Here is a 24551-nt window from a genome sequence, read left to right on the forward strand (position 1 = left end):
TCGCGAACTACAGTAGTTCCCAGACTTTTCCGGCCCGCTTTTCAGAAAAGGGATACCCATGCTGCAGACCCGCATCATCAAGCCCACCGAGGGCGCCTACGACTACCCGCTGCTGATCAAACGCCTTTTGATGTCCGGCAGCCGTTATGAAAAAACCCGCGAAATCGTCTACCGCGACCAGTTGCGCCTGACCTACCTACAGCTCAACGAACGCATCGCGCGCCTGGCCAATGTGCTGACCGAGGCCGGGGTAAAGGCCGGTGACACTGTGGCGGTAATGGACTGGGACAGCCACCGCTATCTGGAGTGCATGTTCGCCATCCCGATGATCGGCGCCATTGTGCACACCATCAACGTGCGCCTGTCGCCCGAGCAGATCCTCTACACCATGAACCACGCCGAAGACCGCGTGGTGCTGGTCAACAGCGATTTTGTCGGCCTCTACCAGGCCATTGCCGGGCAACTGACCACCGTTGACAAGACCCTGCTGCTGACCGATGGCCCGGACAAGACTGCCGAGCTGCCCGGCCTGGTGGGTGAGTATGAGCAGCTGCTGGCAGCCGCCAGCCCCCGCTACGATTTCCCGGATTTCGATGAAAACTCGGTGGCCACCACCTTCTACACCACCGGCACCACCGGCAACCCCAAGGGTGTGTACTTCACCCACCGGCAGCTGGTACTGCACACCCTGGCCGAAGCTTCGGTCACCGGCAGCATCGACAGCGTACGCCTGCTGGGCAGCAACGATGTGTACATGCCCATCACGCCGATGTTCCATGTACATGCCTGGGGCATTCCCTACGCTGCCACCATGCTTGGCATGAAACAGGTATACCCGGGGCGCTACGAGCCAGACATGCTGGTCAAGCTGTGGCGCGAAGAAAAGGTCACGTTCTCCCACTGCGTGCCGACCATTTTGCAGATGCTGCTCAACTGCCCGACCTCGCAAGGGCAGGACTTCGGCGGCTGGAAGATCATCATTGGCGGCAGCTCGCTCAACCGTTCGCTTTACCAGGCTGCCCTGGCGCGTGGCATCCAGCTGACTGCCGCGTATGGCATGTCCGAAACCTGCCCGCTGATCTCCGCTGCGCACCTGAACGACGAGCTGCAGGCCGGCAGCGAGGATGAGCGCGTCACCTACCGCATCAAGGCCGGTGTGCCTGTGCCGCTGGTCGAGGCGGCCATTGTCGATGGCGACGGCAACTTCCTGCCGGCAGACGGCGAAACCCAGGGCGAGCTGGTGCTGCGCGCGCCGTGGCTGACCATGGGCTACTTCAAGGAGCCGGAAAAGAGCAAGGAGCTGTGGCAGGGGGGCTGGCTGCACACCGGCGATGTCGCCACCCTCGACGGCATGGGCTACATCGACATTCGTGATCGCATCAAGGATGTGATCAAGACCGGTGGCGAGTGGGTTTCTTCGCTCGACCTGGAAGACCTGATCAGCCGTCACCCGGCCGTGCGCGAAGTGGCGGTGGTGGGGGTGGCCGACCCGCAGTGGGGCGAGCGCCCGTTCGCCTTGCTGGTGCTGCGCGACGGCCAGGCCATCGATGCCAAGGCGCTCAAGGACCATCTCAAGCCATTTGTCGAGCAAGGGCACATCAACAAGTGGGCGATTCCTAGCCAGATCGCCGTTGTTACTGAAATTCCCAAGACCAGTGTCGGCAAGCTCGACAAGAAACGCATCCGCCAGGACATCGTCCAGTGGCAGGCCAGCAATAGCGCGTTCCTGTCCACGCTGTAAACGCCGTGCGGGTCGCGCGCGTCAGAACGCGACCCGCACGCTAGAGGCCTCGGCACCTTGCCAAATGGCAGAAATGCGCCATCCTTGAGCTCTGCCAGCCCGCAACCGGGACAACACTGCAGCGAGTTGGCGGCATGGAGCGCAAATCACACTTTAGAGGGATCAAGCGCCTGTGCCTTGCTGGCTATAGTCGGGGCCAGGGGATTTTCAGGAATGGGGGAGGGCGATACGCGCAAGCCGTGTCGCCGCAGGTGAAAACCTGCAAACCGGTCGCTCGGGCCGTTCTTGAAAGGACTCACTGCCATAACAATAAAGTACATGGAGTAGCGTCGATGAAATCTGCAAACCTGTTCTGGCGCCGGGCCAAGTTGCCCTTGGCCGTCAGCCTTGCTTCCACGCTCGCAAGTCCTGCTTTCGCTGTCAGTTTCAACATTGGTGAAATCGAAGGGCAGTTCGACTCGTCGCTCTCCATCGGCGCCAGCTGGTCGACGGCCAACCCCAACAAGAACCTGATCGGGGTGAACAACGGCGGCAAGGGCCTGTCGCAGACCTCTGACGATGGCCACCTGAACTTCAAGAAGGGCGAAACCTTCTCCAAGATCTTCAAGGGCATCCACGACCTTGAACTCAAGTACGGCGATACTGGCGTGTTCGTGCGGGGCAAGTACTGGTACGACTTCGAATTGAAGGACGAAGGCCGCGAGTTCAAGGACATCAGCGACTCTGGCCGCAAGGAGGGCGCCAAGTCGTCCGGGGCCCAGTTGCTCGACGCCTTTGTCTACCACAACTATTCCATCGGCGATCAGCCGGGCTCGGTGCGCCTGGGCAAGCAGGTGGTGAGCTGGGGTGAGAGTACCTTCATCGGCGGCGGCATCAACTCGATCAACCCCATCGACGTGTCGGCGTTCCGCCGCCCGGGGGCCGAGATCAAGGAAGGCCTTATCCCGGTCAACATGTTCTACATCTCGCAGAGCCTGACCGACAACCTGTCGGCAGAGGCCTTCTACCAGATCGAGTGGGACCAGACGGTTGTTGATAACTGCGGTACGTTCTTCTCCCAGCCGGACATCATTGCCGACGGCTGCACCGACAACCTGCGTGTGCTCAACAGCAGCCGTACGGTGCCTGGTGCGGCCCAGCAGTTCCTCGCCACGCGGGGTGTGAACATCAACGAGGAAGGGGTAATGGTGCGCCGCGGGGCCGACCGTGATGCCCGCGACAGCGGCCAGTTCGGCGTGGCACTGCGCTATATGTTCGACCCGCTGGACACCGAGTTCGGTGCCTACTTCATGAACTACCACAGCCGCGCGCCGATCTTCAGTGCCACCGGTGCCCCACCGTCGGTGTTCGCCGGCCTGAGCGCGCTGCCTGCACAGTTGCGGGCGCTGGCTCCGCTGATTGTGGCCGGTAACTCCGAATACTTCGTCGAGTACCCCGAGGACATTCGCCTGTACGGCCTGAGCTTCTCCACTACGCTGCCCACGGGTACGGCCTGGAGCGGTGAAGTCAGCTATCGCCCCAACGCCCCCGTGCAGCTGAATACCACCGATATCCTGTTCGCGGGTGTGCGTCCGATTGGTGGCGCACTGAGCAACGCTTCGCTGCTCACCGGTACCCCCGGGCAAGACCTGCACGGCTACCGTCGCAAGGAAATCACTCAGTTCCAGACCACTCTGACGCACTTCTTTGACCAGGTCATGGGCGCCAGCCGCATGACAGTGGTGGGCGAAGTGGGGGTCACCCACGTGGGTGGCCTGGAGAACGCCCGCGAGACCCGCTATGGCCGCGACCCGGTCTTCGGGCCCGGCCCGCTGCCTGCCACCGGCGGCGCGGACACCTGCCAGGCACTCAATACCAGCACCATCGCCGGCGCAGGGGCCGGGGCGTCCACCACCAACCTGAATCGCAAATGCGAGAACGACGGCTATACCACCAGCACCTCCTGGGGGTATCGCGCCCGGGTCATCTGGGACTACAACGACGTCTTCGCCGGGGTCAACCTCAAGCCCAGCGTGGCCTGGTCGCATGACGTTTCCGGCTATTCGCCAGGCCCTGGTGCCAACTTCGAGGAAGGGCGCAAGGCAGTCAGCCTGGGCCTGGACGCCGAGTACCAGAACACCTACACGGCGAGCCTGTCGTACACCAACTTCTTCGATGGCAAGTACAGCACCGTGGATGACCGTGACTTCGTCGCGCTCAGCTTCGGCGTGAACTTCTAAGCACACAGATCCAGGACGACACGACATGAACAAGACCAGAAGTCTGCTGCAAGCCGGTGTACTGGGCCTGTCCCTGCTGGCGACCAGCGTCATGGCTGCGGTATCCGCCGACGAAGCGGCCAAGTTGGGCAGTACCCTGACCCCGATGGGGGCTGAAAAGGCTGGCAATGCCGATGGCTCGATCGGCCCTTGGGAGCCGCTGTCGAAGAGTGCGGGCAGCGTCGACGGCAAGGGTTTCCTGGCCGACCCGTATGGCAGTGAAAAGCCGCTGTTCACCATCACTGCGCAAAACGCCGAGCAGTACAAGGACAAGCTTTCGCCGGGCCAGATGGCCATGCTCAAGCGCTACCCGGATACCTTCAAGATCCCTGTATTCAAAACCCATCGCGGCTCCACGGTACCTGCGGACGTGTTCGCTGCCATCAAGAAAAACGCCACCCAGACCACGCTGACGGAAGGCGGCAACGGTTTGAACAACTTCGACACGGCGGTGCCGTTCCCGATCCCGAAAAACGGCCTGGAAGTGATCTGGAACCACATCACCCGTTACCGGGGGGGCAGTGTCAGCCGCTTGGTGATCCAGGCCACGCCGCAGCAGAACGGCTCTTTCAGCCCGGTTTACTTCTCCGACCAGTTCGTGTTCCGCGACAGGATGAAGGATTACGACCCAAAAAACCCGGGCAACATCCTGTTCTACTTCAAGCAGGAAGTGACCGCGCCAGCGCGCCTGGCCGGGACCGTGCTGCTGGTGCACGAAACCCTCGACCAGGTGAAGGAGCCGCGCAAGGCGTGGATCTACAACGCCGGCCAGCGTCGCGTGCGCCAGGCGCCGCAAGTGTCGTACGACGGCCCGGGTACCGCCGCCGACGGCCTGCGTACCTCGGACAACCTGGACATGTTCAACGGTGCGCCGGACCGCTACGACTGGAAGCTGGAAGGCAAGAAGGAACTGTACATCGCCTCCAACGCCTTCAAGCTGGATGACCCCAAGCTGAAGTACGCCGACATCATCAAGGCCGGGCACATCAACCAGGACCTTTCCCGTTACGAACTGCGCCGCGTCTGGCATGTGGTCGCAACCCTGAAGCCGGGCCAGCGGCACATCTACGCCAAGCGTGACTTCTACATCGACGAAGACACCTGGCAGGCCGCAGTGATCGACCAGTACGACGGTCGTGGCCAACTGTGGCGCGTGTCCGAAGCCCATTCCCAGCCGTATTACAACAAAGAGGTGCCTTGGTACACCCTGGAAACCATCTACGACCTGCAGTCGGGTCGTTACCTGGCCCTGGGCATGAAAAACGAAGAGAAGCGCGCCTACGATTTTGGCTTCAGTGCCAGCAAGGCGGACTTCCAGCCTGCGGCGTTGCGCCAGTCGGGTATTCGTTGATCTGAACACTCCCCACTGCATGTGATCTCCAGAACGCCCCGGCCTGCCCGGGGCGTTTCTGTTTCCTGCTCCGGCGATAATTTCCAGTCAAACACAGGCCCTGTAGCAGCAGCCTTGTGCTGCGAAGAGGCCGGTAAGGCTAAAGACTATCTTCGGCTGCAATGGCCTCTTCGCAGCACAAGGCTGCTCCTACCGGTACTGCACTGGCCTTGAAAGCTGTGCAATCCCTGTGTGAGCGGGCAATCAATCTGCTGAATACCCACCCAAACCCCGCCCCAGCCTCCTGTCCATCAGCCATGTTGCTTTTTGTCGCAGTCTTTTCCGGGGCAATTGTGCCCATCATCTTCAAATGCGCTGCGTTACCGGCTAGTCTCGCAAGCATCCATACCGCCGTAGTCTTCCACCCAGAACGAGCCGGCCATGACAGACTTGTCCCGTACGCATGGATTCGCCAGCCAGGCCTTGGGCCTGCTGGACGGGCGTTTCTTCCGGCCACCGCTGCCGGACGGCCATGTGCCGCGCCTGCGCCTGTGTCAGCGCTTGCACGCCGGGCTGGGCGGTCGTTTGCTGCTGGTCAATGCCCCGGCGGGTTTCGGCAAAAGCTCCTTGGCCATCGAGTTTTGCGAAGCGCTACCTGAGCACTGGCGCAGCCTGTGGCTGGGCCTGAGCCAACGTGATGCCGACCCTGGCCGCTTCCTCGAGCGCCTGCTCGAAGGCCTGCAGCAGTACTGCCCGGCACTGGGCGGGCAGGCCATGGGCTTGCTGAAAATGCGCCAGCGTCACCAGCCGTTCGCCTTCGAGGAGTGGATCGACGGCCTGCTCGACGAGCTGGCGCTTTACCTGCAAACCGATACCCCTTTGCTGCTGGTGCTGGATGACTATCACCTGGCCCAGGGGCCCGTGCTCGACCGCTGCCTGCAGTTCTTCCTCAACCACCTGCCTGCCGGCCTGGTGTTGCTGGTTACCAGTCGCCAGCGCCCGGATTGGCACCTGGCGCGTTTGCGGCTGTCGCGCCAGCTTGTCGAACTGAACGAACAGGATTTGCGCCTCACCGCCGAAGAGTCGCTGGCGGTGATCGGCCGGCAGCCACCGGGCCTGCGCGGGCAGGCACTGGACAATCTGATCCAGCGCAGCGACGGTTGGGTGGCCGGTTTGCGTTTCTGGCAACTGGCCGCCAGCGAATCGGCGGACGAGCAAGCTTTGCCCCAGGCCTTGCATGGCGGCGAAGGCCTGATCCGCGACTACCTGCTTGAAGAAGTCATCGATATGCTGCCCGCCGACGTGCAGGCGTTCTTGTATGACACGGCCTGTCAGGAGCGTTTCTGCGCCCCGTTGTGCGATGCCTTGCGTGGCCGCCACGACAGCGCCGCAGTGTTGCGCTTCCTGCAGGCACACCAGGTATTCCTGGTGCCGCTGGACGAGCATGGCCACTGGTTCCGCTACCATCACCTGTTCTCCGATCTGCTGCGCAGCCGGCAAGCCAATGAACCACTGGCCGGCCTGCAACTGCGTGCCTGTCGCTGGTTTGAAAGCCAGGGCCTGCTGGACGAAGCGGTGGAGCAGGCGTTGCGTGCCGGCCACCTCGATGTCGCGGCCGACCTGGTGCAGAGCCTGTCCGAGGAGCAACTGCTGGCTGAACAGAACGTCGGCATGTTGCTGCGCTGGAAGATGGACCTGCCCGACAGTCTTCTGATCAGCACACCGCGCTTGATCGTGCTGTACAGCTGGGCGTTGGGTCTGGCTTGCCAGCTGGACGCAGCCGAGGAACTGGCCGGCTACCTCAGCCGCTTTCTGCCCGCGCCTTCGGCGACCGCGCAAAAATCGATGCTGGCCCAATGGCTGGCGCTGAGTGGGGTCATCGCCCGTGGCCGAGGCGACCGCGAACGCACCCTGGCTTATTGCGGCGAAGCGCTGCAGAGCCTGCCGAGCAAGCGCTATGGCCAACGCCTGGTGTGCTTGTCGACGCTGTCCAATCTGGCCATTGCCGATGGCGACTTCTGGCGGGCCAGGGGCTGGAACCGCGAAGCGCTGGAGCTGGCCCAGCGGGTTGGCAACCCGTTGTTCGAGGCGCTGGCCCATTACGACCGGGCACGTGTGCTGCACGCCCGCGGCGAGGTACTGCGGGCGCTGGACGAAGTGCGCCAAGGGCTTCAGCGCCTGCAAGGGCTCTCGGCGCAGCGGCTGTATGCCGTACGTGCGCGCCTGACGCTTTACGAAGGTTACCTGCTGGTCTCGCGCCTGCAGCCGGCCCAGGGCCGTGCGCGTTTGCGCGCGGGGCTGGGCGAGGCGCGGGCCTGTCGGGATATCAGTGTGCTTATCGGCCATTGCGTCATAGCGACCCTCGATGGCCGGGAAGGGCACTTTGCCGAGGCCTTTGCCGAGTTGGCCGAGGCCGAGCGCCTGATGCATATCTGGGACGTGCCCCCGGTCTACTACCTGGCCATGATTACCCTGGTCAAATGCGAACTCTGGCTGGCCCAGGGGCGTACCGACCTGGCCGAGTCCTGGCTGCTGCGACTGGGCCAGACCTACGGCGGCGAGCAGCCGGCAGCAGCACCGGAGTTCCACCCGCTGCTGCCGTTGCACATTGCGTTGCAGCAGGCGCTGCTCGAGCGCATCCAGTTACGTGGCGACGATGCCGTGCAACGGCTGGCAAGCCTGGTCGAGTGCGGCCGGGCCAGTGGCGGCATGATGCTCACCGTCAGCGCCCTGTGCCAATGGCTTTCCCTGCTGCTGGACGAAGGCCGGGAAGGGCAGGCCGCGCAGTTGCTACCCAGCCTGCTGGAATCTGCGCGGGGCGGAGTGCTGCAACCGTTTCAACCCCTGCTGCAAAAGCATCCGCAATGGCTTCATGAGCAATTGCAGGCAGGTGCCGCCTGCCCGGTTCAGGCCGAGCTGCTCAAGCGCCTGCCGCAACTGCCGAGCGCTAACACCGGTACCGGTGAAGCCCTGAGTGGCCGCGAAATGGCAGTGCTCGAACTGATTGCCCAAGGCTGTTCCAACCAGCAGATCAGCGAGCGGTTGTTCATTTCCTTGCACACCGTAAAGACCCACGCCAGCCATATCAACAGCAAGCTGGGGGTCGAGCGGCGCACCCAGGCGGTGGCCAAGGCCAAATCTCTGGGGCTGCTGGCGTGATACTGGCCCTTGAGGTCTTTGCCCGCTAAAGTGATGGCCTGAGGCCATGGATTGTGGCCGGCAATGCTCTACCCTCATCTTTCCCGACCAGCTGCCGATACAGCGATCGGTGGCATCGCCTCGCGCGATTTTTCAATCATTCCAAGGCAGGTCGTGTTGATGCTGCAGTACGGGCAAAAGAGCTTTCTGATCGTCGACGACTTTACCGACTTTCGCACGTCGACTCGTTCCATGTTGCGCGAGTTGGGCGTGCGCGACGTGGATACCGCCGACAGCGGCGAGCAGGCGCTGCGCATGTGCGCACAGAAGCGCTATGACTTCATCTTGCAGGACTTCCACCTGGGCGACGGCAAGAAGAACGGCCAACAGGTGCTCGAAGACCTGATCATCGACAAGCACATCAGCCATGAGTGCGTGTTCATCATGGTCACGGCCGAGAGCAGCCAGGCCATTGTCCTCAGCGCCATCGAGCACGAGCCCGATGCCTACCTGACCAAGCCGTTCAACCGCGTTGGCCTGGCCCAGCGCGTCGAGAAACTGTTCCAGCGCAAGACGCTGCTCAAGCCGATCCTGCAGGCACTGGACCGCAACCGCCCGGCCGAAGTGCTGGCTGCCTGTGCCGAACTGTGCAAGAAGGACCCGCGCCTGGCACCGCTGTGCCTGCGTTATCGGGCCGACGCCCTACGCAACCTCAACCGCTTCGAGGAACTGGAAAAGTTCCTCAAGGCCATCCTGGCCAGCCGCCCGCAGCCTTGGGTGTATGCCGCGTTGGGCGCCCTGATGCACAAGCGTGGCCAGAATGCCCAGGCCCAGGGCGTGTACGAGCAGGCGCTCAAGGCGTTCCCGATCATGCCCGGCCTTTACGACGGCATGGCCGAAGTGCTGGTGGCTCAGGGCGATACCAGGCGCGCACAAAACCTGCTTGAAGAAGCCGTACGCCTCTCACCACTGTCGGTCCGTCGGCAGTCGACGCTGGGCAAGCTGGCGCTGGAAAACCAAGACTTCGAGAGCGCGTCGAAGGCGTTCCGCCATGCCGTGAATCAGGGGCAGAGCTCGCGCTACAAGGATGCTGAAAACAACCTTGGCCTGGTGCAGGCGCTGATGAGCAAGAACGCAGGCTTTGGCCTGGACGCCCGTACCCGGGTCGAAATCAACACCACGCTCAGCGAAGTGGCCAAGGAAAACCCCGAAGACCAAGGCTTGCAGGTGCGTGCGCGGATGATGAAGGCGGCCAGCCTGCAGCAGGCGGGCGACCCGGAAACAGCCGGCAAGCTGACCGAACAGGCGATCCAGCGCCTGGACAAGATGAACCAGTTCTTCTCGGTCGATGCGGCCCTGACCGTTGCCGCGCAGTTGCAGGCAATGGGGCAGGAAACCGCCGCCCTCGGTGTGCTGAAGAACTGTGTGGAAAGTTATGGCGATGACCCCAAGGTCATGGAAAAAGTCGGCAAGCTGACGGACGACCCCAGCGTGCTCAACGCCATTACCGAAGCGGTCACCCTCAATCGCCAGGGTGTGCGCAGTTACCAGGGAGGGCAGCTTGGCGAGGCGTTGCAACTGTTCCGCAAGGCGCTGGGTATGCAGCCGAAGAACATCAGCATCGCCCTTAACACCGCCCAGGCGCTGCTGCGCATTGGCGGTGAAAACCCTCAGCCCGCGATCATGCAGGAATGCCAGGACGCCTTGACCAGCGTGGCCGGTATCCCTGCCAGCGACAATCGCTATGACCGTTACCGCAAACTGCACATCCGAGTGTTCGGCGCATGAATCAAGACAATCAGGGGCTGGATTTTTCCACGGTGATCGCCTCCACCGTGCACGACCTCAAAAGCTCTTTGGCAGCGCTGATCCAGTCCCACAACCAGTGGGTGGAACGCTTGCCTGAAGAGCTGCGCGGTGGTGCCGAACAGGGGATCATGGAGCACGAGTTTCGTCACCTCAACGGCATGCTGGTGCAGTTGCTGGGGCTGTACAAACTGGGTGTGAATCAATTGCCGGTATGCCCGGACTATCACGAGCTGGATGACTTCATCGAAGCCCAGCTGGCGGCGCACCAGGAAGTACTGAAACACAACGACATCCTCGCCACCTGGCGCATCGACACCGACAACCCGCTGGGCTTTTTCGACCGCGAACTGGTGGCCTCGGTGATTGCCAACGTCATCACCAACGCCACCCGCTTTGCCGGGCACGCCTTGCTGATCACCATTGAAGAGGCCGACAACCAGCTGGCCATTTGCGTCAACGATGACGGCCCGGGTTACCCAAAGCACATGCTCGAGCGCCAGGAGGAGTACATCCAGGGCATTGACTCGACCAGCGGCAGTACTGGCCTGGGGCTGTATTTTGCGGCGCGCATTGCAGCGCTGCATGAAAGTGGCGGGGTGCGGGGGCGGATCGAGATTTCCAATGGCGGCGCGCTGGGTGGCGGGTTGTTCAGGTTGTTCCTGCCTTAGGATATGTGGCGTGCATACATCGAGCGCCGCCCGCGCGGCGCTCGATTTCACAGGCGCCACACCTCGCAAGGCATGAACCGCGTGCGCCCACCCCATTTTCCTGTCACGCTCTTCAAAGACCCAGGCTTTGCTTTAGAGCTCATCATGACCCAGACCCCACCTGCCCTCATCCGCGAAACCTTCCCCGTAGGCCCCCTGCAGTGCAACTGCACACTGATCGGCGACCCGCTGACCAAAAACGCCATCGTCGTCGACCCAGGTGGGGATGTGGACAAGATCCTCGCGCGCCTGCAGGCCCACGGCCTGACGCTGGTGAGCATCATCCACACCCACGCGCACTTCGACCATTTTCTTGCCTCGGGCAAATTGAAGGAGCTGACCGGCGCCACCTTGCACCTGCACAAGGACGACCAGGTACTGTGGGACAACCTGGAGATGCAGTGCCAGATGTTCGGCGTTCCCTACACGCCGGTGCCGGCTCCCGATCGCTGGTTGGGCGATGACGAAGAACTGGCCTGCGGCTGTGGCGTGGCCTTGCATACGCCAGGGCATACCCCAGGCTCGATGAGCTTCTGGTTCGCCGACGCCAAGCTGTTGATTGCCGGCGATACCTTGTTCCGCCGTGGCATTGGCCGCACTGATTTGTGGGGGGGGGACCAGCGGGCTATCGTGCGTTCCATCAAGGAGCGGCTGTACCGGCTGGACGAGGAGGCTATCGTGGTGACCGGCCACGGGCCCGATACCCGACTGGGCGATGAGATGCGTGAAAACCCCTTTGTCCGTGCCTGAAGGCACATGAAGGCTCTTTCATGGAATTTTTCATTGCCGATGCAATCCAAGGCTGGCATAGATCCGCTTGTGATCTGCCGCATTTATGAATTTCAGTAGGAGCTTGTCCATGTTCACCATGCGTCGTCTGATTATCGTCGCAACTGCCGCGGCCCTGATGACCGGCTGCGCCGGCCAGAACCCTTATGACAACCAAGGTCAGGCGCAGGGCTCAACGGGGATGAGCAAGACTGCCAAATACGGCGGCCTGGGCGCGCTGGCTGGTGCCATCGCCGGTGCTGCCATCGACCACAACAACCGTGGCAAGGGTGCGCTGATCGGTGCCGCTGCGGTAGGTGCTGCAGCCGCAGGTTATGGCTACTATGCCGACAAGCAAGAGGCCGAGCTGCGCGCCCAGATGGCCAACACTGGGGTTGAAGTTCAACGCCAGGGCGACCAGATCAAACTGATCATGCCGGGCAACATCACCTTCGCTACCGACTCGGCCAACATTGCCCCAAGCTTCTACTCGCCGCTGAACAACCTGGCAGGCTCGTTCAAGCAGTTCAACCAGAACACCATCGAAGTGGTCGGCTTCACCGACAGCACTGGCAGCCGCCAGCACAACATGGACCTGTCCCAGCGCCGTGCGCAGGCGGTCAGCACCTACCTGACCTCGCAGGGTGTGGATGCTTCGCGTATCTCGGTGCGTGGCATGGGCCCGGACCAGCCGATCGCCAGCAACGCCGATGCCAATGGCCGTGCGCAGAACCGCCGGGTGGAAGTGAACCTGAAGCCGATTCCGGGTCAGCAATATGACCAGCAGCAAGGCCAGGTTCAGCAGTATCCCTGATTGACCCCCGGGGCCGCTTTGCGGCCCTATCGCGACGCAAGGCCGCTCCCACGGGCATTACACGATCCCTGTAGGAGCGGCCTTGTGCCGCGAATGGCTGCAAAGCAGCCCCAGCTTTTAGCGCGCTACGCTGGCCTGAATCGCCGTCAGGGCGATGGTATGCACGATATCGTCAACCTGAGCCCCGCGCGGCAAGTCGTTCACCGGTTTGCGCAACCCCTGCAGCATTGGCCCCAGGCTGACCCCGTCGGCACTGCGTTGCACTGCTTTGTGCGTAGTGTTGCCGGTATTGAGGTCGGGGAACACGAACACCGTGGCACGCCCTGCCACCGGGCTACCTGGCGCCAGCTCCCGTGCAATCGCCGGATTGGCTGCCGCGTCATACTGCAGCGGCCCATCAATCAGCAGCTGCGGCGCTGCACCCTGTGCCAGGCGTGTCGCCTCGCGCACTTTCCCAACCTCTTCATCACTGGCCGAATCGCTTGAATAACTGATCATCGCCACCCGCGGCGCGATGCCGAAGGCCTGCGCCGATTCAGCACTCTGCCGGGCGATCTCGGCCAGTTCGCAAGCGCTCGGGTGAGGGTTCATCACGCAGTCGCCGTACACCAGCACCTGTTCGGGGAACAGCATGAAGAACACGGATGACACCAGGCTGGAGCCCGGCTCGGTCTTGATCAACTGCAAGGCTGGGCGGATGGTGTTGGCGGTGGAGTGCACCAGGCCCGAGACCAGGCCGTCCACCTCGTCCAGGGCCAGCATCATGGTGCCGATCACCACAGGGTCTTCCAGTTGCTGCTCGGCCATTGGCGCGTTGAGGTTCTTGCTCTTGCGCAGGGCGACCATCGGCTCCACGTAGCGCCCGCGAATCAGCTCGGGGTCGAGAATTTCCAGGCCAGGCGGCAGGGTAATGCCTTGCGCACGGGCTACGGCCTCGACATCTTCGGGCTTGGCCAGCAGCACGCAGCGGGCAATGCCGCGCGCCTGGCAGATAGCTGCGGCCTGCACCAGCAGCGGCTCGGCACCTTCTGGCAAGACAATGCGCTTGTTGGCCTGCTGCGCCCGCTGAATCAGCTGGTAGCGGAACACCGCTGGCGAGAGGCGCATTTCGCGCGGCGTACCGCAGCGTTGGTGCAACCAGGCTGCATCGAGGTGGCTGGCGACAAAGTCGGTGATGAACTCGGCGCGCTCGCGGTCGTCGACCGGGATTTCGCGGTTCAGCGAATTGAGCTGGTTGGCAGTGTCGTACGAGCCGGTGCTGACCGACAGGATCGGCAAGCCTGCCTGCAGCGCGCCGCGGCACAGGCCGAGGATACGCGCGTCGGGCTTGCTGTCGCTGGTTAGCAGCAGCCCGGCCAGTGGTACGCCATTGATTGCGGCCAGGCTGACGGCGAGGATGATGTCGTCGCGATCGCCCGGGGTGACCACCAGGGTACCCGACGTCAGCAGCGGCACCGTGTTGGCCACGGTGCGTGCGCAGATGATGATCTTGCTCATGCGCCGTTGCTCGTAGTCGCCGGGGTTGAGCACCTGGGCGCCGAGCAGATCGGCCACGTCGCGGGTGCGCGGGGCGTTCAGCTCTGGCTGGTAGGGGATGCAGCCGAGCAGGCGGAAGTCGTTGCCGCGTAGCAAGGGCGAGTGCTCGCGCAGACGGGTGGCAAAGTCCGCCATGCTTTCGTCGGTGCGCACCTTGTTGAGGATTACTCCGAGTACCTTCGGGTCGCGTGGGCCGCCGAACAGCTGTGCCTGCAGTTCAACCCGGCCGGACAGTTCGCTGAGCACTTCGTTTTCCGGCGCCGACACCAGGATCACCTCGGCATCCAGGCTCTTGGCCAGGTGCAGGTTGACCCGCGCCGCGTAGCTTGCGTGGCGCGTGGGCACCATGCCCTCGACCACCACCACGTCATTGCCAACGCAGGCTTGCTGGTAGAGGCGGATGATTTCTTCGAGCAATTCGTCCAGCTGGCCGTCGCCAAGCATGCGCTCGACCTGGGCCAGGCTCAGAGGCACGGGTGGCTTGATGCCGTGGGTGCGCGCCACCAGTTCTGTCGAGCGCTCGGGGCCGGTGTCGCCCGGGTGGGGCTGGGCGATCGGCTTGAAAAAACCGACTTTCAGGCCGGCGCGCTCCAGGGTGCGCACCAGGCCCAGGCTAATGGAGGTCAGGCCGACACCAAAGTCGGTCGGCGCAATGAAAAATGTCTGCATGCGTGCTTCTCGAAATAAGCGGTGCAAGAAATTAACGGCCAAGGGTAGCGCTATCGGTCCCTTGTGCGCACCAGCCACAACTAAAAGGTTGGCCTATGCGCTGCGTACGTTGTGCCGGATCGAGCACCCAGGGGCGTGCCTGCCACGGCGGTTGGTGGCGCAGGTGCTGTGTGTGACCGCACGAAAGCTCGACCACCCAGTGGCCTTCTTCGTCCTGGTGGAAGCCGGTGATCCGACTGATGGGCCGTTGCTCGTCCGCAGTGCGTTCGCAATCGGACGATGGCTTGGTTACACTTGTCCGCTCTACATACTTTTGCAAAAGGTCTTGCCCCATGCTGATCGCCGCCAACAAGGCTGTCTCCATCGACTATACCCTGACCAACGACGCCGGGGAGACCATCGACAGCTCCGCCGGTGGCGCGCCGCTGGTCTACCTGCACGGTGCCGGCAACATCATCCCGGGCCTGGAAAAAGCCCTGGAAGGCAAACAGGCCGGTGACGAGCTGAACGTTACCATCGAGCCGGAAGACGCCTACGGCGAATACCTGGCCGAGCTGGTCAGCACCCTGAACCGCAGCCTGTTCGAAGGCGTTGACGAGCTGGAAGTGGGCATGCAGTTCCACGCTTCGGCGCCGGACGGCCAGATGCAGATCGTGACCATCCGCGACCTCGACGGCGACGACGTCACCGTTGACGGCAACCACCCGCTGGCCGGCCAGCGCCTGACCTTCCAGGTCAAGGTAGTCGACGTGCGTGACGCCAGCGAAGAAGAAATCGCTCACCGCCACATCCACGGTGAGGGTGGCCATCACCACTGATTTTCTGCGCTAAGCTCAGAAAGTCGCCAGGCGCTCGGGCAAGCCGATTTGCCTTCCTACGGGAGGTGGACGGTTTGAACGGGCGCCTTTTTAGTGGGCGCAATTCGCCTGTGCGGCAACCGGGAACCTGAGAGGGGATTCGTCATGAGTGCATTTCACGACCTGAAACTGGAGGCGCTGAACGGCGGGGAGCTGTCCCTCGCACCGTTCAAGGGCCAAGTGGTGCTGGTGGTCAACGTTGCCTCCAAATGTGGTCTCACGCCGCAGTACAAGGCCCTGGAAAACCTCTACCAGGTTTACAAGGACAAGGGCTTCAACGTGCTTGGCCTGCCGTGCAACCAGTTTGCCGGCCAAGAGCCGGGCAGCGAAAAGGAAATCCAGGAATTCTGTAGCCTCAACTACGGGGTGAGCTTCCCGCTGGGCGGCAAGCTGGAGGTCAACGGGCCGCAACGTCATTCGTTGTACCGCCTGTTGGCGGGTGAGGGGGCCGAGTTCCCCGGTGATATCACCTGGAACTTCGAGAAGTTTCTGGTGGGCAAGGATGGGCGGGTGCTGGCGCGTTTTTCGCCGCGCACGGCGCCGGATGACCCGGCGGTGGTGCAGGCGATCGAGAAGGCGTTGGCCTGAAGAGTGCCTGTCGCGAAACGTTTGGCGCCTGTGAGATCGAGCGCTGCCCGCGCGGCGCTCGATCTCACAGGCGCTGCAAAAATGGCGCAGAACGCCCAGCCGCAACACCTGGTTGCCTGCAAGCGTTGCACAGGTACCCCTCAAATTCTTCGACAATCGCCGGCCAACCCTGACGGCTGGCATGCTGGCGAGCATTAAGGCGCACCCGGCGCAACGTTTCCTCTTCCTCCAGCAGCCAGCAGGCCGCGTCGACAAACCCCGCCTGGTCCCCCGGCATCGCCAGCACGCCGCTGTGACCGTGGCGTATGTGCTGCGCTGCGGCTGCCTCGTCATAAGCAACCACCGCCAACCCCGAAGCCATGGCTTCGAGCACCACATTGCCAAAGGTTTCGGTCAGGCTCGGGAACAGGAACAGGTCACCGCTGGCGTAGTGCTCGGCCAGCACCTCACCGCGCTGGGCGCCGCAGAACATGGCATCCGGTATCTGCTGTTGGAGGGCGGCGCGCTGTGGCCCGTCACCCACCAGGATCAGGCGCAGGCGTTTCTGTGGATAAGTCTTCTGCAATGCTTCAACGCATGGGCGTAGTAGTCCGAGGTTTTTTTCCACTGCCAGCCGTCCGACATGCAACACGGCGATATCGTCCGGGCCCAGCCCCCAGCTTTCGCGCAACGCCTGGTTGCGCCGGGCGGGGTTGAACAGGCAGGCATCGACACCCCGGGCCAGCAGTTCCAGGCGCTCGAAACCACGGCGTTCCAGCTCCAGGCGCTGGCTGAGGCTGGGCACCAAGGTGATTGCCGTGCGGCGATGGAACCAGCGCAGGTAGTGGGTGAGCAGGCGCGCCAGCAAACCCAGCCCGTACTGACCGGAATACTGCGGGAAGTTGGTGTGGAAACCGCTGACGACCGCGATTCCCAGGCGTTTGGCGGCGCGCAGGGCGCTGAGCCCCAGCGGCCCCTCGGTGGCGATGTACAGCACGTCCGGGCGCTGCCGCCGCCAGCGGCGTAGCAACGTGTGCATGGACACTTCGCCCCACTGCAAACCCGGGTAGCCGGGCAGTGCCCAGCCACGACACAGCATCAGATGCGGGTCGTTGTGCACAGGTGCTTCGCCGGCCTGGCGCGGTCGTACCACCTCGACCTCATGGCCGCGTTGACGCAGCCCTTCACCAAGGCGGCCAAGTGTGTTGGCCACGCCGTTGATTTCGGGTGGGAAGGTCTCGCTGACCAGGGTGATGCGCAGGGCGGCTGTATTCATGACAAAAAGTTTCCGCCTGCCGGGTTGCGCCAATTTGACGGTTATGTGACGTAGAGATGACGCCTGACCACTGACGCTTTTGCCTTCATGAATATTTCGTTGCCCGGTGCTCAAGAAGGTGCAACCGGCAGCCGATGAAGATGCATTCGATTAGATGATGCGCTCCAGGAGTGCGGTGATGTTCAACAGCAAGCTCAAGCAAGAAATCCGGCAGCTGCGCGAAGACCTGATGTCAGTGGAACAGGTCAAGAGCAGTCTCGACAGCGAGATGCTGGTACTTCAGCTCGACCCCCAGGGACGGATCGAGATGGTCAACGGTAATTTCGAGAGCGAAATGTTTTACCGTTCCGAACAATTGCTTGGACGCAACATCGAGGACATCGTCCCTTCCCATGTGAAGTCGCTGGATTTCTATCAACGCATGAAGAGCGCTATCAGCCGGGGCGAGCACCTTAATGGTGCCTTCCGCCTGCTGCGCGGCAACGGCCAGGAAGCCTGGCTGCGCTCGATTCTGCAGCCGGTCAAGAACGGCGAGGGGCGCATCAAGTATTTCACCCTGCATTCCAGCGACCTTACCCGCACTATCGAGGCATCCCGCGAGCATGAAAGCCTGATCAAGGCGCTGATGCGTTCTACCGCTGTCATCGAGTTTGACCTCGACGGCACCATCCTCACGGCCAACGAGCGTTTCCTGGCCACTGTCGGTTACCGCCTGGAGCAGATTCGCGGCAAGCATCACCGCATGTTCTGCGAGCCGGAGGAGGCCCACTCGGCCGGCTACCAGGCGTTCTGGGACAAGCTGCGCCGTGGTGAATATGTCGCCGAACGCTTCAAGCGTATCGATGCCCATGGCCGGGTGATCTGGCTGGAGGCTTCCTACAACCCGATCTTCGATGCCCACGACGTCCTGTACAAGGTGGTCAAGTTCGCCACTGTCATCACCGACCAGGTCAACCAGGAGCAGGCCGTGGCCCAGGCAGCAGATGTCGCCTACAGCACCTCGCTGGGTACCGATGTCAGCGCCCGCAAAGCCACCGAGGTGGTCACCCAGACCGTCAGCGTCATGCGTGGCCTGGAGGCCTCGATGCAAGAGGCGGCCGAGGGCATCCAGGCGCTGGACACCCAGTCGCGGGTGATCGGTTCGATCATCAAGACCATTAGCGACATTGCCGGGCAGACCAACCTGCTGGCCCTTAACGCGGCCATTGAAGCGGCCCGCGCGGGCGAGCAAGGGCGGGGCTTTGCCGTGGTTGCCGACGAAGTGCGCCAGCTGGCATCGCGCACCAGTACCGCCACCGAGGAAATTGCCCGGGTGGTACAGCAGAACGAACAGCTGGCTCAGGCGGCAGTAGCGATCATCGACACCAGCAAGCGCCAGGCCGAGCAGGGGCTGGCGCTGGCTGACGAGACAGGTAGCGTGATTGTCGAGATCCAGGACGGGGCGAAACGGGTGGTGGATGTGGTGGGGCAGTTCTCCAGCCGGTTGGGGCAGTAAGCCCCAGGCCAGCTTGGTTCTTTTCTGTGAGCAGTCCACTTTGTGGGAGCGGGCTTGTCCCGCGAACACCGGCAAAGCCGGTGCCAGGCGTCGCGTGCCCCCATTCGCGGGCGCTCCCACAGGGCACCTCAAAGGACGAGCGATTTCCTGCAGAGAATCTCGCATGCGCTCCGGGATCAGTTGCGCTCCCGCACCCAGAACAACGTAGCCCCGGCCACCGCCGCCGGCATCATCAGCACGTTCACCCCCGGAATCATCAACGCCAGGTAGGTGATGCCGCCAAAGCCCAGCGACTGCCAGCGCTTGCTGCGCAGCCAGGCCAGCATGTCCTGCCAGCTCATCTTGTTGTTGTCCGCCGGGTAGTCGATGTACTGGATGGCCATCATCCATACCCCGAACATCAGCCACAGTGGCGCGGCGACGACGTTGACCACCGGGATCAGCGACAGAATGAACAGGCCGACTGCCCGCGGCAGGAAGTAGCCCAGCTTGCGCATTTCGCGGCTGAAGGTGCGTGGCACCATGGCCACCAGCTCGCCCCAGCTGAACGCCGGGAAGGTGTCTTCGCCCCGTACCACAACCTCGACCTTTTCCGCCAAAAAGCCATTGAACGGCGCGGCAATGATGTTGGCCACCAGGGTGAAGGTGAAGAACACCATCAGCACCAGCAAGGCAACGAACAGCGGCCAGAGGATGTAGCTGAGGAAGCTCAACCAGTCTGGCAGCGTCGGCATCAGGGCATCGAGCCAAAGGGCAAACTGGTGGCCGGCGAAGTAGACCATGCCACCGAACAGCAGCAGGTTGATCGCCAGCGGCAGCAGCACGAACAGCCGCAGGTTGGGGCTCAGCACCAGTTTCAGGCCTTCGCGCAGGTATTGGGGGCCGGAGAGGACAGGGGCTTGCATCGGGAGACTCCGCAGAGAAGGGAAACGCGCTGACCTTACCGAGTTTGCATCGCCGACGAAAGGTGGCTGGCAAGCCGGACACGGGCTGTAACAAAAGCGCCGGGGTCTGGGCTATCGATGAAAACAGTGAATAGACGGTGCCTATGAGGTGGATTGTCTAAGGATATTTCCTTAATCTTTGCGACCTCGCTACAGTGCGCTCAACTTTTCGCTTTCAGGGCCTGCGCGTTGTAGCCTTCCCCAAGTGCTGCGTGGGTCCGTTTTAATTTTCCAGCTGGCGCAGCCGGTACACCGATGCCGGCCCGAGCGGCCGGCTCGACAGGAGTTCGACATGTCTGAAGTACGTCATTCGCGCGTCATCATTCTCGGTTCCGGCCCTGCCGGATACAGCGCTGCGGTCTATGCGGCCCGCGCCAACCTCAAGCCGCTGCTGATCACCGGCATGCAGGCCGGCGGCCAGCTGACTACCACTACCGAAGTCGACAACTGGCCGGGCGACCCACACGGCCTGACCGGCCCGGCCCTGATGCAGCGCATGCAGGAACACGCCGAGCGCTTCGAAACCGAAATCGTCTTCGACCACATCAACGCCGTCGACTTGGCCAACAAGCCGTTCACCCTGCAGGGTGACAGCGGCAAGTACACCTGCGACGCACTGATCATCGCTACTGGTGCCAGCGCCCGCTACCTGGGCCTGCCGTCGGAAGAGGCCTTCATGGGCAAGGGCGTTTCGGCCTGCGCCACCTGCGACGGTTTCTTCTACCGCAACAAGCCAGTCGCCGTGGTTGGCGGCGGCAACACTGCCGTGGAAGAGGCGCTGTACCTGGCCAACATCGCCAGCAAGGTAACCCTGGTGCACCGCCGCGAGACCTTCCGCGCCGAGAAGATCCTGGTCGACAAACTCAACGCCCGTGTGGCCGAAGGCAAGATCGAGCTCAAGCTCAACGCCACCCTGGACGAAGTGTTGGGTGACAACATGGGTGTGACCGGTGCGCGCCTGAAGAACAACGACGGCAGCAGTGACGAAATCAAGGTCGACGGCGTATTCATTGCCATTGGCCACACCCCGAACACGTCGCTGTTCGAAGGCCAGCTGACCCTCAAGGACGGCTACCTGGTAGTCAACGGCGGCCGTGAAGGCAACGCCACCGCCACCAACGTTGAAGGTGTGTTCGCTGCGGGTGACGTGGCTGACCACGTTTACCGTCAGGCCATTACCTCGGCCGGCGCTGGCTGCATGGCGGCCCTTGACGTGGAGCGTTACCTGGACGGGCTGGCCAACGCCTCGTTCTGATCAGATAGCGCCCCAAAAAAACCGGCCGAAAGGCCGGTTTTTTATTGCCTGCGGTCAGCTCACAGGCTCAACCGCATGGACAGGTCCACGGCTTTCACATCCTTGGTCATGGCGCCAATCGAGATGTAGTCCACCCCAGTCTCGGCAATCACCCGCAAGGTCGTCTCGTTCACCCCGCCACTGGCCTCAAGCTTGGCTTTGCCAGCGGTAATGCGTACCGCTTCGCGCATTTCGTCCAGGTTCAGCTCGTCGAGCATGATGATATCCGCGCCAGCGGCCAGCGCCTCGCGTAGTTCATCCAGGCTTTCCACCTCGATTTCCACCGGCTTGCCCGGCGCAATGCGGTGCGCCGCTGCCACTGCCTGGGCTACGCCGCCGCTGGCGGCAATGTGGTTTTCCTTGATCAGGAAGGCGTCGTACAGGCCAATGCGGTGGTTGTCGCAACCGCCGCAGGTCACCGCGTACTTCTGCGCCAGGCGCAGGCCTGGCAGGGTTTTGCGGGTGTCCAGCAGGCGCACTTGCGTGCCTGCCACCAGGTCGGCGAGCGCGCGCGCGCGGGTGGCCACGCCCGACAGCAACTGCAGGAAGTTCAGCGCACTGCGTTCACCACTGAGCAGCGAGCGGGCCGGGCCTTCCAGGTGGAACAGCGGCTGATTGGCAGTAGCCCGTTCACCGTCGGCCACCTGCCAGTGCACTGCAACGCGCGGGTCGAGCTGGCGAAACACGGCGTCGACCCAGGCAGTGCCGGCAATCACGCAGTCCTCGCGGGTGATGATGGTCGCCTTGGCCAGGCGCTCGGCCGGGATCAGCTGCGCGGTGATATCGCCACTGCCGATGTCCTCCAACAGTGCGCGGCGCACGTTGGCTTCGATTTCAGCGGTCAGGTCGGCAAGGCGTAGGTTCGGCATGGTCGGCTCCACAAGCAAGATGCCGGCGATTATAGGGCAGGGGCCAGATGTGTACAGCTGCCTGGGCGATGACCCTTGGTCGGTCTTGCTGGGCGATGACTGCAAATGAGGGCGTTGACCGCCCATGAATCGGCGCTGGCAGCTGTGAGATTTTTTACCGATAATGGCGACCAGTATTTGGCGTCATAGCTTTGACGATTTTCAGCCCTTTCGGGCATGACAACCTGCAAGGAGTCCAGGATGCAAAACGAAGGCAAGGTGGTGCCCCTGGCGGCAGCCATCGACCGAGGGGGGCGCACGCCTCTTCCTTGCCTTCCGGTATTGCTCCTGCAAGTGCGCGACAAGGCTGCGTTGCAACTGCGTCAGGGCTTGCAGGCGCTGTTCGACAATGCCGATGACACCTTGTTCGGAATGGCCGACAAGGCCGTGGACCGTTGTGACCAGAATCTGTATTTCGAGGCCATGCGCGATCTGCGTCTGAAGCGAAAAAGTATCGAACGCGGCTTCCTTGATACGTTTTATGACACCTATTCCCGCATCGGCCATGTCGACCTGCTGGCGCCTCTCGCCGAACCGGGCAACCTGCGCAACAAGATGCAACTCGAGCGGGCTGCGGCCATCGAATGCATGGTTGCGCGGGTGCTGTCGCGTGATGGCATTGCCCTGCAGCAACTGGGCCTGCGGTTGCAGGCCCTGCTCGATCGCCCCGTGCATGAGCAATGCAGCCCACTGGGCCCTGCCGCGCTGTGCGGCTACTTCCTTGAGGCTGGCCGGAACCTGGGGGTTGGCCTGAGGGTCAAACTGGTCCTGCTCAAGCTGTTCGAGCGTTATGTCTTGCGCGATCTGGACGTCATCTATGCCGAAGCCAATCAATTGCTGGCCGTCGCCGGTGTGCTGCCCGAGTTGCAACCGGCCCCGCGCCGTCGCGCCGAGGATCAGCGCATGATGGCAAGCCAGCGGGTGGCAAGCCAAGGCCAGGGAGCGAGCGCAGATGCGGCAGGGCAGGCGTTCTTTGCCTCTTTGCAAACCTTGCTGGCCCCGGCGCGTGGGCAGTTCGCACCCCGATTGCAGGCGGTGGCTGCCGCCCAGTCCATCAGCACCGCAGACCTGGTCCGCCTGCTTTCGCATTTGCAGCACTACGTACCCGCTGCCGGCGAGGCTGAGGATTTTGAACTCGGCCAACAGCTTGAACAATTGCTGCTGAGGGTCAGCGTGCGCAGCGGCACCCGGCGGCGCATAGCCGTGGCCGACGAAGACACGATCAACCTGGTTGGCCTGCTGTTCGCCTGTATTCAGGGCGATGACAACCTGCCGGCCAGCCTGCGTGCGTTGATCGCGCGGTTGCATATCCCATTGTTAAAGGTGGCACTGCTGGACAAGGGGCTGTTCAGTCGGGCCAGCCACCCTGCACGCCGGCTGCTTAACGAAATCGCTGGCGCAGCTATTGGCTGGGAGTGCAGCGGCGAAGGTCTGCGCGACAGCCTGCACTTACGGGTAGAGCGCGTGGTCCAGCGCTTGATCAATGATTTTGCCGAAGATGTCGGCATTTTCACCGACCTGCTCGACGAGTTTCTTGCGTTCAACCAGGAGGAGCGGCGGCGCAACGAGTTGCTTGAGCAGCGCACTCGCGACGCCGAAGAAGGACGCGCCCGTGCCCTGCAGGCCCGGCAGCAGGTGCAGCGGGTGCTCAACCAGCGCCTGCGGGGCCGGGTACTGCCTTTGGTGGTGGTGCAAATGCTGGTACAGGCCTGGAGCCAGGTGCTGCTGCTGGCCTGGCTCAAGCATGGTGAGGCCTCCCAGGCTTGGCGGGATGCCCTGCACACGCTGGACACGCTATTGGCCAGCATCACCCCTGGGCATGAACCGCAAGCGCTGTTGCAGCAGGTACCTGGGCTGCTCAAGGCGCTGCGCGATGGGTTGGCCAGTGTGGCCCTGAACTCGGCGGCAACCCGCGAGTTCTTCCTGCAACTGGAGCAATTGCACTTGCGTGCCTGCACAGGCGCTGAGTTACCGGTTGGCCATGAGCAACCCTTGGCCGAAGTGCGGGTGGACGAAGATATTGTGCTGGCGATTGCCGAAGAACCGTCCTGCGCGCCGCTGCACGTTGCCGAAGGCCAGGCAGCCGCGTTGCGGCAGGTGCAGCGCTTGCGCATCGGTAACTGGGTCGAAGTACTTGATGACGACGAACCGTTGCGCTGCAAACTGGTGGCGCGTATCGGCAGCAGCGACAGGCTGGTGTTTGCCAACCGCACCGGCATGAAGGTGAGAGAGTGGAACGGTGCCGGCCTGGCCCAGGCGCTACAGCGAGGGGACGTGCGGCTGCTGGATGACGGGTTGTTGTTCGAGCGGGCGCTGGAAGCGGTGCTCGATGGGCTGCGGCAGCCACCGGTGAGGTAGGCGGCAACATTACAATCATTCACATGCAAACGGTGTTGGCGGCAGGGCATACTGTGGGTCTGTTCAAGGCGCTTTCAGGATT

Annotated in this window: 17 protein-coding genes and 2 pseudogenes; 14 read left to right on the forward strand and 5 right to left on the reverse strand. The window is 62.7% G+C overall.

Annotation, left to right across the window (positions count from 1 at the left end):
* Positions 1-58: 58 nt before the first annotated feature.
* The 8 genes from OZ911_RS03940 to OZ911_RS03975 all read left to right on the forward strand — a co-directional run bounded on the left by OZ911_RS03940 (position 59) and on the right by OZ911_RS03975 (position 12565).
* Positions 59-1741, forward strand: coding sequence for a fatty acid--CoA ligase (locus OZ911_RS03940; RefSeq protein WP_016484897.1), 1683 nt, complete (start codon positions 59-61; stop codon positions 1739-1741).
* Positions 1742-2073: 332 nt separating this feature from the next.
* Entirely contained in the window at positions 2074-3960 is a 1887-nt protein-coding gene (locus OZ911_RS03945) for a DUF1302 domain-containing protein (protein ID WP_016484898.1), read from the forward strand.
* 25 nt (positions 3961-3985) lie between these two features.
* Positions 3986-5350, forward strand: coding sequence for a DUF1329 domain-containing protein (locus tag OZ911_RS03950; RefSeq protein ID WP_016484899.1), 1365 nt, complete (start codon positions 3986-3988; stop codon positions 5348-5350).
* A gap of 420 nt (positions 5351-5770) precedes the next feature.
* Positions 5771-8488: a winged helix-turn-helix domain-containing protein gene (locus OZ911_RS03955; protein WP_016484900.1), complete on the forward strand. Its 2718-nt coding sequence runs from the start codon at positions 5771-5773 to the stop codon at positions 8486-8488.
* Positions 8489-8647: 159 nt separating this feature from the next.
* A complete protein-coding gene (locus OZ911_RS03960; protein WP_016484901.1) occupies positions 8648-10255 on the forward strand; it encodes a tetratricopeptide repeat-containing response regulator in 1608 nt (535 codons plus the stop codon).
* Positions 10252-10944: a sensor histidine kinase gene (locus OZ911_RS03965; protein ID WP_016484902.1), complete on the forward strand. Its 693-nt coding sequence runs from the start codon at positions 10252-10254 to the stop codon at positions 10942-10944. Before OZ911_RS03960 ends, OZ911_RS03965 begins: the two co-directional genes overlap by 4 nt.
* 144 nt (positions 10945-11088) lie before the next feature.
* Positions 11089-11733, forward strand: coding sequence for an MBL fold metallo-hydrolase (locus OZ911_RS03970; protein ID WP_024717664.1), 645 nt, complete (start codon positions 11089-11091; stop codon positions 11731-11733).
* Between the two features lie 109 nt (positions 11734-11842).
* Positions 11843-12565 carry a YiaD family glycine zipper/OmpA-like lipoprotein gene (locus OZ911_RS03975; RefSeq protein ID WP_016501466.1) on the forward strand — a complete coding sequence of 241 codons (723 nt, stop codon included), beginning with the start codon at positions 11843-11845 and terminating at the stop codon, positions 12563-12565.
* Between the two features lie 117 nt (positions 12566-12682).
* On the opposite strand, the gene pta is transcribed toward OZ911_RS03975, so the two are convergent.
* Both pta and OZ911_RS03985 read right to left on the reverse strand, forming a co-directional pair.
* Positions 12683-14770 (reverse strand): phosphate acetyltransferase, encoded by a 2088-nt coding sequence (gene pta, locus OZ911_RS03980; protein WP_016484905.1) that lies wholly within the window; start codon positions 14768-14770, stop codon positions 12683-12685.
* A 31-nt stretch (positions 14771-14801) separates the two neighbouring features.
* Positions 14802-15104 (reverse strand): DUF3565 domain-containing protein, encoded by a 303-nt coding sequence (locus tag OZ911_RS03985; RefSeq protein WP_024717665.1) that lies wholly within the window; start codon positions 15102-15104, stop codon positions 14802-14804.
* On the opposite strand from OZ911_RS03985, the gene OZ911_RS03990 reads away from it, so the two are divergent.
* Entirely contained in the window at positions 15103-15588 is a 486-nt protein-coding gene (locus tag OZ911_RS03990) for an FKBP-type peptidyl-prolyl cis-trans isomerase (RefSeq protein WP_016484906.1), read from the forward strand. The genes OZ911_RS03985 and OZ911_RS03990 overlap by 2 nt on opposite strands.
* A 144-nt stretch (positions 15589-15732) precedes the next feature.
* Positions 15733-16215 carry a glutathione peroxidase gene (locus OZ911_RS03995; protein ID WP_016484907.1) on the forward strand — a complete coding sequence of 161 codons (483 nt, stop codon included), beginning with the start codon at positions 15733-15735 and terminating at the stop codon, positions 16213-16215.
* A gap of 64 nt (positions 16216-16279) precedes the next feature.
* Here OZ911_RS03995 and OZ911_RS04000 read toward each other — a convergent pair whose 3' ends face one another.
* A complete protein-coding gene (locus tag OZ911_RS04000; protein ID WP_016484908.1) occupies positions 16280-17470 on the reverse strand; it encodes a glycosyltransferase family 4 protein in 1191 nt (396 codons plus the stop codon).
* 307 nt (positions 17471-17777) lie between these two features.
* Between OZ911_RS04000 and OZ911_RS28920 the strand changes: the two are divergent.
* Together OZ911_RS28920 and OZ911_RS28925 are read left to right on the forward strand one after the other, a co-directional pair.
* Positions 17778-18377 (forward strand): annotated as a pseudogene (locus tag OZ911_RS28920) (PAS domain-containing protein); the annotation flags it as partial.
* Positions 18378-18551: 174 nt separating this feature from the next.
* Positions 18552-18965: pseudogene (locus OZ911_RS28925) on the forward strand (methyl-accepting chemotaxis protein); the annotation flags it as partial.
* A gap of 176 nt (positions 18966-19141) precedes the next feature.
* Here the strand turns inward: OZ911_RS28925 and cysZ are convergent.
* Positions 19142-19870, reverse strand: a complete 729-nt coding sequence (gene cysZ, locus OZ911_RS04010; RefSeq protein WP_016484910.1) for a sulfate transporter CysZ — start codon at positions 19868-19870, stop codon at positions 19142-19144.
* 331 nt (positions 19871-20201) lie between these two features.
* Between cysZ and trxB the strand changes: the two genes are divergently transcribed.
* Positions 20202-21164 (forward strand): thioredoxin-disulfide reductase, encoded by a 963-nt coding sequence (gene trxB / locus OZ911_RS04015; protein ID WP_016484911.1) that lies wholly within the window; start codon positions 20202-20204, stop codon positions 21162-21164.
* Positions 21165-21223: 59 nt separating this feature from the next.
* On the opposite strand, the gene nadC is transcribed toward trxB, so the two are convergent.
* Positions 21224-22072, reverse strand: coding sequence for a carboxylating nicotinate-nucleotide diphosphorylase (gene nadC / locus OZ911_RS04020; RefSeq protein WP_016484912.1), 849 nt, complete (start codon positions 22070-22072; stop codon positions 21224-21226).
* A gap of 240 nt (positions 22073-22312) precedes the next feature.
* Here nadC and OZ911_RS04025 point away from each other — a divergent pair, with 240 nt between their 5' ends.
* Positions 22313-24469, forward strand: a complete 2157-nt coding sequence (locus OZ911_RS04025; protein WP_023047698.1) for a DUF1631 domain-containing protein — start codon at positions 22313-22315, stop codon at positions 24467-24469.
* Positions 24470-24551 lie beyond the last annotated feature (82 nt).

This window comes from Pseudomonas fortuita (genome assembly GCF_026898135.2).
Classification (GTDB): Bacteria; Pseudomonadota; Gammaproteobacteria; order Pseudomonadales; family Pseudomonadaceae; genus Aquipseudomonas; species Aquipseudomonas fortuita.

Excerpts from the sequence above, each read along its gene's own strand:
- OZ911_RS03950 (WP_016484899.1), top strand. The coding sequence starts at position 3,986 with ATGAACAAGACCAGAAGTCTGCTGCAAGCCGGTGTACTGGGCCTGTCC.
- OZ911_RS03955 (WP_016484900.1), top strand. The coding sequence starts at position 5,771 with ATGACAGACTTGTCCCGTACGCATGGATTCGCCAGCCAGGCCTTGGGC.
- OZ911_RS03945 (WP_016484898.1), top strand. The coding sequence starts at position 2,074 with ATGAAATCTGCAAACCTGTTCTGGCGCCGGGCCAAGTTGCCCTTGGCC.
- OZ911_RS04000 (WP_016484908.1), bottom strand. The coding sequence starts at position 17,470 with ATGAATACAGCCGCCCTGCGCATCACCCTGGTCAGCGAGACCTTCCCA.
- OZ911_RS03975 (WP_016501466.1), top strand. The coding sequence starts at position 11,843 with ATGTTCACCATGCGTCGTCTGATTATCGTCGCAACTGCCGCGGCCCTG.
- OZ911_RS03970 (WP_024717664.1), top strand. The coding sequence starts at position 11,089 with ATGACCCAGACCCCACCTGCCCTCATCCGCGAAACCTTCCCCGTAGGC.
- OZ911_RS03995 (WP_016484907.1), top strand. The coding sequence starts at position 15,733 with ATGAGTGCATTTCACGACCTGAAACTGGAGGCGCTGAACGGCGGGGAG.
- OZ911_RS03990 (WP_016484906.1), top strand. The coding sequence starts at position 15,103 with ATGCTGATCGCCGCCAACAAGGCTGTCTCCATCGACTATACCCTGACC.
- OZ911_RS04025 (WP_023047698.1), top strand. The coding sequence starts at position 22,313 with ATGCAAAACGAAGGCAAGGTGGTGCCCCTGGCGGCAGCCATCGACCGA.
- OZ911_RS03940 (WP_016484897.1), top strand. The coding sequence starts at position 59 with ATGCTGCAGACCCGCATCATCAAGCCCACCGAGGGCGCCTACGACTAC.
- OZ911_RS03960 (WP_016484901.1), top strand. The coding sequence starts at position 8,648 with ATGCTGCAGTACGGGCAAAAGAGCTTTCTGATCGTCGACGACTTTACC.
- pta (WP_016484905.1), bottom strand. The coding sequence starts at position 14,770 with ATGCAGACATTTTTCATTGCGCCGACCGACTTTGGTGTCGGCCTGACC.
- trxB (WP_016484911.1), top strand. The coding sequence starts at position 20,202 with ATGTCTGAAGTACGTCATTCGCGCGTCATCATTCTCGGTTCCGGCCCT.
- nadC (WP_016484912.1), bottom strand. The coding sequence starts at position 22,072 with ATGCCGAACCTACGCCTTGCCGACCTGACCGCTGAAATCGAAGCCAAC.
- OZ911_RS03985 (WP_024717665.1), bottom strand. The coding sequence starts at position 15,104 with ATGGGGCAAGACCTTTTGCAAAAGTATGTAGAGCGGACAAGTGTAACC.
- cysZ (WP_016484910.1), bottom strand. The coding sequence starts at position 19,870 with ATGCAAGCCCCTGTCCTCTCCGGCCCCCAATACCTGCGCGAAGGCCTG.
- OZ911_RS03965 (WP_016484902.1), top strand. The coding sequence starts at position 10,252 with ATGAATCAAGACAATCAGGGGCTGGATTTTTCCACGGTGATCGCCTCC.